Source organism: Pedobacter sp. Bi126, assembly GCF_918698245.1.
In the GTDB taxonomy this organism is placed as follows: Bacteria; Bacteroidota; Bacteroidia; order Sphingobacteriales; family Sphingobacteriaceae; genus Pedobacter.
Genome location: NZ_CAKKMS010000016.1, coordinates 1 through 2,555, shown reverse-complemented (window position 1 = coordinate 2,555; position 2,555 = coordinate 1). Strand labels below are relative to the sequence as shown.

The 2,555-nt window shown below is 47.5% G+C and carries 2 tRNA genes and 1 rRNA gene; all 3 read right to left on the bottom strand.

From position 1 onward, the window contains the following. Positions 1 to 20 precede the first annotated feature (20 nt). Positions 21 to 94: transfer RNA gene (locus tag LQ201_RS25585), tRNA-Ala, on the bottom strand. Between the two features lie 17 nt (positions 95 to 111). Further along, positions 112 to 186 (bottom strand) — tRNA-Ile (locus LQ201_RS25580). 262 nt (positions 187 to 448) lie between these two features. Next, positions 449 to 1,970, bottom strand: a 16S ribosomal RNA gene (locus tag LQ201_RS25575). Positions 1,971 to 2,555 lie beyond the last annotated feature (585 nt).

The window sequence follows — 2,555 nt, the reverse complement described above, 5'->3', positions numbered from 1 at the left end:
TAAGCTTCAAAGCTCAAATGTGGAGAATAACGGAGTCGAACCGTTGACCTCCTGCGTGCAAGGCAGGCGCTCTAGCCAGCTGAGCTAATCCCCCAAAAGGATTCAAATGTGTAGTCCCGTCCAGATTTGAACTGGAGACCCCTACATTATCAGTGTAGTGCTCTAACCAGGCTGAGCTACGGGACTTTGCTTTTGGCAGCATCTGTATGCAGTATATAGTATCTTACCGCTACCGCTTTCCTTTGCTAACCTCAGCTGAGATCCGTTATGCTTGTACCTTTATAGGCCGCACTCCGTTGTCTTCTGGGTGTTTCTTTTTTCTCTTTTTAGTATAAAGTATCCGGTATCATGTATCAGGACAAGCCTTTCAGCTTTGGTCTTTATGCTTTAACCTTATACCTTAATTAGAAATATCATGTTGCGTGGCGAGTAGGCGGTGCTACTCCAGAAAGGAGGTATTCCAGCCGCACCTTCCGGTACGGCTACCTTGTTACGACTTAGCCCCAGTTATCGGTTTTACCCTAGGACGCTCCTTGCGGTTACATACTTTAGGTACCCCCAACTTCCATGGCTTGACGGGCGGTGTGTACAAGGCCCGGGAACGTATTCACCGCGTCATTGCTGATACGCGATTACTAGCGAATCCAACTTCATGGGGTCGAGTTGCAGACCCCAATCCGAACTGTGAATGGCTTTGTGAGATTCGCATCATATTGCTATGTAGCTGCCCTCTGTACCATCCATTGTAGCACGTGTGTAGCCCCGGACGTAAGGGCCATGATGACTTGACGTCGTCCCCTCCTTCCTCTCTGTTTGCACAGGCAGTCTGTTTAGAGTCCCCACCATGACGTGCTGGCAACTAAACATAGGGGTTGCGCTCGTTGCGGGACTTAACCCAACACCTCACGGCACGAGCTGACGACAGCCATGCAGCACCTAGTTTCGTGTGATTGCTCACTCATTTATCTCTAAATGATTCACTAACTTTCAAGCCCGGGTAAGGTTCCTCGCGTATCATCGAATTAAACCACATGCTCCTCCGCTTGTGCGGGCCCCCGTCAATTCCTTTGAGTTTCACTCTTGCGAGCGTACTCCCCAGGTGGAACACTTAACGCTTTCGCTTAGCCGCTGACTGTGTATCGCCAACAGCGAGTGTTCATCGTTTAGGGCGTGGACTACCAGGGTATCTAATCCTGTTTGATCCCCACGCTTTCGTGCCTCAGCGTCAATAAGACCATAGTAAGCTGCCTTCGCAATCGGTGTTCTGAGACATATCTATGCATTTCACCGCTACTTGTCTCATTCCGCCTACCTCTAGTCCATTCAAGCCCATCAGTATCAAGGGCACTGCGATAGTTGAGCTACCGTCTTTCACCCCTGACTTAACAGGCCGCCTACGCACCCTTTAAACCCAATAAATCCGGATAACGCTTGGATCCTCCGTATTACCGCGGCTGCTGGCACGGAGTTAGCCGATCCTTATTCTTCCGGTACATTCAGCTTTCTACACGTAGAAAGGTTTATTCCCGGATAAAAGCAGTTTACAACCCATAGGGCAGTCTTCCTGCACGCGGCATGGCTGGTTCAGAGTTGCCTCCATTGACCAATATTCCTTACTGCTGCCTCCCGTAGGAGTCTGGTCCGTGTCTCAGTACCAGTGTGGGGGGCCATCCTCTCAGATCCCCTAGTCATCGTCGCCTTGGTGGGCCGTTACCCCGCCAACTAGCTAATGACACGCATGCCCATCTCAATCCCATAAATGTTTGATCATTGGATTATGCAATCCTGTGATTTTATGCGGTATTAATCCGGATTTCTCCGGGCTATCCCCCTGATTAAGGTAGGTTGCATACGCGTTACGCACCCGTGCGCCACTTTCGATAAGAGCAAGCCCTTATCTATCGTTCGACTTGCATGTATTAGGCCTGCCGCTAGCGTTCATCCTGAGCCAGGATCAAACTCTCCATTGTAAAATGTGTTGTAAGATGCTGACCAGTTTTAACTATTGTTAAAAATAGTCTTCTTTTTTGTTATGTTGTCTGTTAGACACCACCTTTAAAATAAAGCTACGTAATCATGTACTTTGATCGGTACTCCATTACCTCGCTACGCTACATTGACATCTCTTTTAAGAACTTGTTGACCTGGTAAGCCTCACGGCCGGTCATCTATATATCGTTAAACTTCAGTTCGGAAAAGTCTTGTTCGTCTCTCCGTGTTTCTGTTTATCTCAATCTTGTTTTTGTTATCTTCCCGACATCCGCCGTTCCGATTTTTCCCTTTCCTCTCGGTTGGGAGTGCAAAGGTAAGGATCTTTTTTAAACTTCCAAATAAAATAAATTTTATTTTTTCAGCCTTCTTTTCTCCTGCTCCCCTCTTTTCAATACGCTGATGTTATTCAGCTTTCCGTCATTCCTGAACGGGCTGCAAAGGTAGCAATCTTTTCCGCTCCCGCAATATTTATTTTAAAATAAACATGCCCTCCATCTCGCTCTGCCATCTTTTCAATCAAACCCTTCCTCCGAAGCGGGATGCAAAAGTAAGGATTTTTAATG